General features: G+C 40.9%; 4 protein-coding genes, 1 pseudogene and 1 riboswitch. Of the genes and pseudogenes, 2 read left to right on the forward strand and 3 right to left on the reverse strand.

The window, feature by feature from the left end:
- Window positions 1–55 precede the first annotated feature (55 nt).
- The 3 genes from P20480_RS03170 to P20480_RS03160 are packed head-to-tail and all read right to left on the reverse strand — an operon-like array spanning window position 56 to window position 4667.
- Window positions 56–2830 (reverse strand): AAA family ATPase, encoded by a 2775-nt coding sequence (locus P20480_RS03170; RefSeq protein ID WP_008132115.1) that lies wholly within the window; start codon window positions 2828–2830, stop codon window positions 56–58.
- Window positions 2827–3375, reverse strand: coding sequence for a condensin complex protein MksE (locus tag P20480_RS03165; protein WP_008132116.1), 549 nt, complete (start codon window positions 3373–3375; stop codon window positions 2827–2829). Before P20480_RS03165 ends, P20480_RS03170 begins: the two co-directional genes overlap by 4 nt.
- A 5-nt stretch (window positions 3376–3380) precedes the next feature.
- Window positions 3381–4667, reverse strand: a complete 1287-nt coding sequence (locus tag P20480_RS03160) for a hypothetical protein (RefSeq protein ID WP_008132118.1) — start codon at window positions 4665–4667, stop codon at window positions 3381–3383.
- Window positions 4668–4886: 219 nt separating this feature from the next.
- Here P20480_RS03160 and nhaD point away from each other — a divergent pair.
- Window positions 4887–6133, forward strand: a pseudogene (nhaD, locus tag P20480_RS18685) (sodium:proton antiporter NhaD).
- Window positions 6134–6243: 110 nt separating this feature from the next.
- Window positions 6244–6416: riboswitch (Lysine riboswitch) on the forward strand.
- Window positions 6417–6491: 75 nt separating this feature from the next.
- On the forward strand, window positions 6492–7871 hold the full coding sequence (gene lysC, locus P20480_RS03155; RefSeq protein ID WP_008132123.1) for a lysine-sensitive aspartokinase 3: 1380 nt from the start codon (window positions 6492–6494) through the stop codon (window positions 7869–7871).
- Window positions 7872–7957 lie beyond the last annotated feature (86 nt).

Raw genomic sequence — 7957 nt, forward strand, 5'->3', positions numbered from 1 at the left:
AGTTTAGTGTGATGAATATGAATGACTAATTAATGCTAATTAGCCACTCAAAAATTTAATGCTCTACTTCTATCCAATCTTTTTCATCTACCCAGTTTTGTGCGCCATCTTTTACCGAACGAATCGGCACAATGTAGTCACAACTTATTTGCGGCTTAACTGAGGCAAATATAGGCACAAAGCCAAAGCTCAATGCGGTTTCTATAATTGCTTTTTGGTTTTGCGGGTCAATGTCGGCCGCTTCATCAATATAAATAGGTATACGGTACAGGTTTTGTTCCTGATCGCTTAATAAGTAACGAATAAACAACATGCCACACAATAACTTAATAGTAATACGTGTGCCATTTGAGCCGGCTGAGTCTATTTTTTCAAAGTGTTCGGTTTCGCCAGCGCGGTTTACCACTTCAAAACGAATATCGAACAAGTCAGTTAATGTAAGGCCTGCTTTGTCTGAGGCGAGTTTTATTAAGTGATCTTTTGCTTCGTTTACTGCGCTTTCGCTGTAAGGTTCTTGGCTCAATAAATCAAGGGTGTCGCCTTGTTCAAACTGATGCGACGTGCTGATAATGGTATCAATACTATCAACCAGCATTTTGCGTGGTATTACGTTAATTTTAAACGCTTGAAGGTTAGAAATACGGTGCTGGCTTATGCCTTTATTAAAGCTATTCATTTCGCGGCGAAGGCGGTCTAAATCTTCACGCAAGCCCTTAATCGTGGCGGCTACTTCGGTTAGTGCTACACGGCCTTGGCGCTCAACGGCATCGCGCTCGTTATCAAGGTTATGAAATGCGCTAATCAACTTTTGGTATTTAGTAAATTCGTCGTTTTCGTTATCGAACTTAGTAATGCCTGCGTTATATACGTGCAAATAGGTATTACGCACGTTTATGTCAAAGTTGCGAAGCTCTTGGCAGTCTTTATTGAAGTGATGTACTAAATCACTTAAGTTATCAAAGTCGACTGTTATATCAATCATGTACGGGGTCACTTTGCCGCTGTATAAATCAAGCGTGTGATCAATTCGCTCACTTTTAACTTGGCGAAGGCGTTCGGTTTGGCGATTAATTTGTTCTTGCTTAGATTTAATTAACGAGCGTCTGTCTGCAATTGAGCCACTATTTTTTTGAATGTCTTGCAGGTAATCGTCAACTTGTTCGCGCTCTGCTAATAATTGCTCTTTTAGCATGGCTTGCGCGTCTACCGACTGCTGCATTACTTCAAATTGCTCTAAACGTTTTAGTGCTCCCTCAAGACTCATTAGTTCATCGTAGAGTGCGTCTTTTTCTTTTTGTTTATCGGCAACATTGGCTGCCACTTCGCGCTGTTGTTTAAACTCTTTTAACGAGTGTTCAAGCGCACTTAACTGCGCGGTTAATTGCTCTTTGTTTTCGCCGCTTTGCATTTGTACTGGCGAAAGCTTTTTAAGTTTAATACTTGCGCCTGGCAAAGTAAGCACACCGCCTTTAACGTTATGGCTTAATAACGATAAAAATTCCCCAAAGGCATCTTCGTCATCAATGGTTATATCGCCATTAGTGGTGGTGGCAAACGAAAGTAAGTCGGGGTTTAAGAGTCGCGATATTTCTTCCACTTCTTTAAGCGATAGGTCTTCGCGCATACGGGTGAACAAATTAAACTCCAGGTTTTTAAGCTGCAGTTTTAAGCTTTTAATTTGTTTTTGCGTTTCGCTAATGCGGTAATCAAGCGTGTGCAAGCTTTGCCCTTGTGCGCTGGTAATAGAGTGCGAAAGCGACTCGTAGTCTTGCTTAAGTTGGCCAAGGTTGGTTTTAATTGTGGCTTTATTTACCAGTTCAAACTCGCTTTTAAGGGCGCTGTAATCTAAAAACCATTGCTCAATTTGAGTTTGTTTGCGCTCTATATCGCGCGATTGCTGTACGTATAGGCTTTGTTTTTGCTCAAATTCGTGCTTTTCGTGTTCAATGTCTTCAAGTGCTATACCCAGTTCATTAAGCTGCTCTTCTTGGTAGGTGTCAAAGTCAATGAGTGCTTGGTCAATTTTAGGCGCGTACGCTGCTAATTTACCTTTAAGCACGGTTTGATTTTCAAGCATTGATTCAAGTGCGCTTATTGGCTCTTGCATTGATTCAAGGGCTTTTAATTCGCGCTTAGCCCGGTTCACTTTGTCAAACGAGCGACGCCATACTTCGTAAAAATCAACCTTTGAGTTTGACATATGGCGCTCAAACACTCGCAGCATAAAGCGTTTAACATCGCTTGCGCCCAATTTGTGTAAGTTAAGAATACGCCTAAAAATTTCTTTATAAATAGCGGAGTCTTGCACGTTATTAAGCGGGATCATTTTTAAATTAATGTCGCCGTCAAAGGGCGTTGCGCCGCCGGTAAGCAGGGCGTTTAGCTCTTGTGCTTTTAGCTCAATAGGATTGTAATTAAGCGACTTTAAATGATTAAACAGCTTGGTAAATTTAATTATGGTATTACCTTGCGTGTACTGTTCTAAATCGAGCTTGCCCTGATAACAAAAGTACTGGTGCGCGTAACCGGCTATTTTACCCAGACCCGCTACACCAATAACCACCGAGCCATGGGGGAGGTTAGCTTCAAGTAAAATGTACGACTGATCCGATGAAAAATAAAACTTACGGGTTTCATCTAAATCGTGCCCGTCCCATTCGGTAAGGCGTAAATCGTTTATTAGCGGAAATTGTAGGGCGTTAATAACCGAGCTTTTACCGGTATTATTTGGCGCACAAATAGAGCTGCTTTTATCAAGCGGGATCACACACTTTGCATAACCTGCGGTATTAAGTAGGGCGAGTTTACTCAGTCCGTATAAGTTGTTCATTCCTCGTCCTCCGTCATGTAGGTTTCTTCGTTTACTTCCATTAATGCATCAATGTAGCGGTGAATAGGTGCTTGTAGCATAAAGCCGCCTTCTACTTCACGGGCAAGACCTAAACGAACCATACGTAGGTAAACATCTTTTCGTAAATCTGAGCCCGAAAATATCTCAAGCTGATCAAACAAGTGCTTGTTTATTTGCACTAAGGTTTGCATCAGTTCTAAATCGTTTACTTCATCAAACAGGGCGCGCATTGGGTCTTTACCGGTATTGGCAAAGTGCTCAATTAAAATGTAAATAGTGAGTGCGATAGCGCGAGATATTTTACCCATATTTGGCGTACTTTCGTCGCTGGCAAAATAGTAAAAGCCACGGCTATCGTGTTTTATGTCGTGGCCTAATGCGGTAAATAGTGCGCTGTAAGATTCAATGTGTTGGTCGAGTTCTTGCCACATTACGTTGTCTTGTTCGCAAATGTGGTAACCCGCAGTTAATTTTTTATTGATTGCTTGCAGGTGAGTGAGTTCTTCTAGGTTTATATGTGTCATGGTAATTACTTATCTGCCTCAGTATTAGGCTGAGTTGCTGAATCTGAAGCCTGAGAATTAAATGGGTAAAGTGAAAAGTGTTGGCCGGCAATTTTTACTCGGGCTTTTTTATCGCTTTGGCTAATTTCAATGTCGCTATCACTGACTAATTTTTGATATAAAAAGAGCATTTCGTCGGCGTCTAAGTCGGGGTAGCTTTCATCTAAAAACTGCAGCAGCGGCTGTGGTTTTTTACGTTTTTTGTTAAAGCGTTTAGCAAAGCTTGTTTTTACATCGTTGTAGTCAGGAATGTTAGGCGTTACAAATGCGGGTACGTCTTGTTGTTCGGGAAGTTGATATTCTTCATGTTCAAATTCTACCAAGCTTGCCATGTACGCGATAATATGGCGTTGTTGCCCAAGCGAATAACGCTGAGAGTCGGTTACAAAATTAGGTTGTACAGCGCTTAGCATGTTATCTACGCCATTTTTACGCACAAGGCCGAGCACTTTGGCCGCTTGGCGTGTAACTAAGTTATTTCGGCGTAGCTCTTCGCGCAGGGGCATGAGCATATCGGCACTTTTACGTAAACTCTCTCGGCCCATTAGGTTCATTTCGAGTATGCGAGTTCGTAGCTGTTCTAGCATGCGTTTGTCGGTGTATGCTTTACCAGAGCGTTCAATAAATTCGATTTGTTTACTGATTTGCTGCTCTATTATTGTAAAGCAGGCATGAAAATCGCCCCTAATATCGACCATTTCAAGCATGGGCTCTATATATTCGTCAAAGGCTTCAATTACTGCTTTGTAGCGTTTTTGTAGTGATTGCACCGCATTGTTTGATTTAGCTTGTTCAACAATATTTAAAATGGCGTTTTCGTTGTGCGCGTAGAGCTTCATTATTTTACGTACCCGATCATCCATAATACGGCTAAATCGGCGTAAATCGTCAAAGTCTTCCATGCTACCAGCGTTATCTAAACGATTACCTAAACGGGCAAGATCGTCTACTAACACGCTAATTTCTTGTGCTAAGCCCAAATGCTCTTCTTGCAGTAAAAAAGTAGCAAAGTCAGCAATTGCACGGTTAATTTCAAGCTGTGATGATTTAGCCAGTGGAATTAAAATATCTTGATTGAGCAAACGGTTTGTTTCTTTGTAAATGCGCTCGTTGTTCCACGTGGGTTGTTTTTGTTTTATAGCATTTTGCACGTCTTTTAGGCTAAAGTCGGCCATTTTAAAACGTTTAAATAATAGCTCTAAAACTCCCCAATGTTCGCTAAGGGTATTTAGTCGCTTTTTAGCTGGGATCATAAGGTGTTACAACATCCTAGTAATTTATTATTGAGAATTTAGAAGCGTCTCATTATTACGTATTCTAATTAATCTAGCCTGTATATGGTATTCGTTTTTAAGACTATTTAATAATAGTTTTTGTATAGCCGCAGTGCTAACATTCGCGCCGAAAATAGGCACGTCGAGAGGGACTTTGCGTGTGTTCTTTAAAACAATATCAAAGGTTATTTAATACCCATGGTTTCCACGATTATTCTAACCCTGATAGCGATCGGATTTTTATTGATTGTTATAGAAGATATCATCCATGTAAATAAAGCTAAAACCACGCTTTTTTTTGGCACGCTTTGCTGGATCCTCCTGTTTATTTTCCCTTTGCATGGGCAAAGCCCAGAGCAAGTACAAGAACTCCTTAACGAAAATATTTTAGAGATAGCATCGCTGTGGTTGTTTTTAATGGCCGCCATGACCTTTGTTGCTTATTTAAACTCAAAAGGGTTTATCGAAAATATTGTGCACAGAGTAATGCCAACAAGTATTAGCGAACGCAAGCTGATGTTTTTGGTTGGGGTATTTGCCTTTTTGTTTTCGTCGGTTTCAGACAACGTAACGGCTACGTTAATATCGCTTGCTGTAGTTATGTCGTTAAAACTACCGCCTAAAAAGCTTATAAAATATGCCACACTTATTGTGTTTGGTGTTAACTCCGGTGGTGTGTCGTTAATTACCGGTGACGTAACAACCTTAATGATATTTTTAGATGGCAAGGTAACCATTGCTAACTTATTACTGCTTATTGCGCCTGCATTTATGAGCGTTATGCTTTTAGCTGCAATGCTAAGTATTGGCATGAAAGGGGATGTAACCTTTTCAAAGTCTGGAAAAAAACGCATAGAAAAACCGATATCACCATTGCGGTTATTTTTGTATCTACAGTTATAAGCATACTTGCGCTGAGTGTAATTTACAGTGTACCGCCTTTATTAACTTTTTTATGTGGCCTATCAATCATGTTTTTAGTGGCGCAATTTTTAATGCGCAAAAAAGACATAAACAAAAATATTATCGACTACGTACGCGACATAGAATACGACACCTTACTGTTTTTCGTCGGGGTTTTATTATTGGTAGGTGCTTTAAAAGAGATTGGAATGCTTAGTAAGTTTACCGACCTTTACACCGTTATGGCGCCACAGTACGCTAACTACTTAATGGGTATTTTGTCGGCCGGGGTTGATAACGTACCGCTCACTGCTGCTTTACTAAAAGCTAATATAGTAATGAGCCAGCAAGATTGGTTATCGTTTACTTATGCAACCGGTGTTGGCGGATCTATGCTAATTATTGGATCGGCTGCGGGTATTATTGCTATGAGTAAAGTAAAAGAGCTAACTTTTATGAGTTACTTACGTTTGTCGCTCTATTTGTTAGTAAGTTATACCGTGGGTTATGCGGGCGCTTATTACATGGGCGGGTTTGTTTAAGTTTTGCTTAACAAACCGCATTAAAACGCTTGACAGCTAGACGTCTAAACGTTAACTTTCAAACCCCACTTTATAGTGGGGTTTTGTTTTATTAGCCATTGGTTAATAAAACATTCAGAAGAGGTGCGATACTTAGGTATTTAATGGTAGGTGACGAACGCCCATAACCATTAAAGAGGGAAGTACTCGCCGAGAAAACCAACGTTACGTCGATGTTGTTTTTCGGTTTATGGGGCTGAATCCTCAAAACTGTCACCAATCTAGGTGGAGAGCTTCTGGCAGTGGATTTACCTTCAAGCATTCACTTGCCAAGTTCTTCTTGTTTTATCGCGGTTTGGATACCGCAAAAGGAGACTAAATGACTACCCAATCAGTGCCGCAAGCAGTATCGGACGTTAAATCAGATTACATCGTTGCCAAATTTGGCGGAACCAGTGTGGCTAACTTTGATGCGATGAGTCGTTGTAGCGAAATTATTGTTGCCGATAAAAGCGTGCGTATTGTTGCTGTAAGCGCCAGTGCCGGCGTAACTAATCATTTGGTTGCACTGTGTAAATCAAGCATCACCCCACAGCAGCGCCAAGAACACATTAACGGCGTGCTAGCCATTCAACAGGCTATTTTAGATGAGTTATCGCTTGATGCCGATTTAGCCGTAGGTTTTAACGAAACGTTAAAAGCATTCCAAACGCTAGCGCTTGAAACACTGACAACTGATCAGCAGCACGATGAGTTACTTAGCTTTGGTGAGCGTTTATCGTCGTATTTATTTGCGCAAGTGCTGCGTTTAAAAGGCTTAAATGCCGATCGCTTTGATGTACGCCAAGTACTTAAAACAGATAGTCAGTTTGGAAAAGCAACGCCAAATGTAAGCGCAACTGCACAAGCTGCTAAAGAATATTTGATCCCACTGTTAGATGACCAAGTTATTGTAACCCAAGGTTTTGTTGGCAGTGACGAATTTGGACAAACAACAACGCTTGGCCGTGGTGGGTCTGACTACAGTGCCGCTTTACTTGCTGAGGCAATAAACGCCAAAAGCGTACATATTTGGACTGATGTTGTGGGTATTTTTAGTACCGATCCGCGATTATGTGTAAAGGCATCTCCGATTGCTCGTTTAAGCTTTGATGAAGCTGCTGAAATGGCTACCTTTGGTGCAAAGGTATTGCATCCAGCTACTATTTTACCTGCTAGCCGTAGTCATATTAATGTGTTTGTTGGTTCAAGCCGCGAGCCTGAACGTGGTGGTACGTGGATAGAGCGTGAAAAATCGCAGCAGCCAGGAATTCGCGCGGTAACCCAACGTAAAAATCAAATTTTGCTCACCCTTAAAAGCCCTGAAATGTTATTGGCTAGTGGCTTTTTAGCCCGTGTATTTACTATTTTAAGCGAGTTTAATATATCGGTTGATTTGGTAACTACGTCTGAAATTAGTGTAGCAATAACGCTTGATAATGCGCCTAACGCGTCGCGCCCAGAGCTCGACCAAGCGTGTTTAGATAAGCTTGCTGAATTTTGCCATGTATCGGTTGAAAACAACTTAACACTAGTGGCGCTTATTGGCTCTGAGATTCAACTTCGCCAACACGAAATGAACTTAATGCAGGTATTAAGTGATTTTAATATTCGCTTAATTTGTCATGGTGCAAGCAAGCACAACCTATGCTTTTTAGTCGAGCAAAGTGAATCTGATAATGTGGTTCAGGCTATTCATAGCCGTTTGTTAGAAGCTTAACTAGCAATACCAATTCGCAATAATACTTAATCATTTTTAGGGGCTAAAGGTGTCGCTATCTGCTTTAAAAAATTCTCATTTAGAAC

Source organism: Pseudoalteromonas sp. BSi20480, assembly GCF_000241365.1.
GTDB lineage: Bacteria > Pseudomonadota > Gammaproteobacteria > Enterobacterales > Alteromonadaceae > Pseudoalteromonas > Pseudoalteromonas marina.

Bases quoted from the DNA above. Each gene is read 5' to 3' on its own strand.
- P20480_RS03160 (WP_008132118.1), bottom strand. From the start codon at position 4,667: ATGATCCCAGCTAAAAAGCGACTAAATACCCTTAGCGAACATTGGGGA.
- P20480_RS03165 (WP_008132116.1), bottom strand. From the start codon at position 3,375: ATGACACATATAAACCTAGAAGAACTCACTCACCTGCAAGCAATCAAT.
- lysC (WP_008132123.1), top strand. From the start codon at position 6,492: ATGACTACCCAATCAGTGCCGCAAGCAGTATCGGACGTTAAATCAGAT.
- P20480_RS03170 (WP_008132115.1), bottom strand. From the start codon at position 2,830: ATGAACAACTTATACGGACTGAGTAAACTCGCCCTACTTAATACCGCA.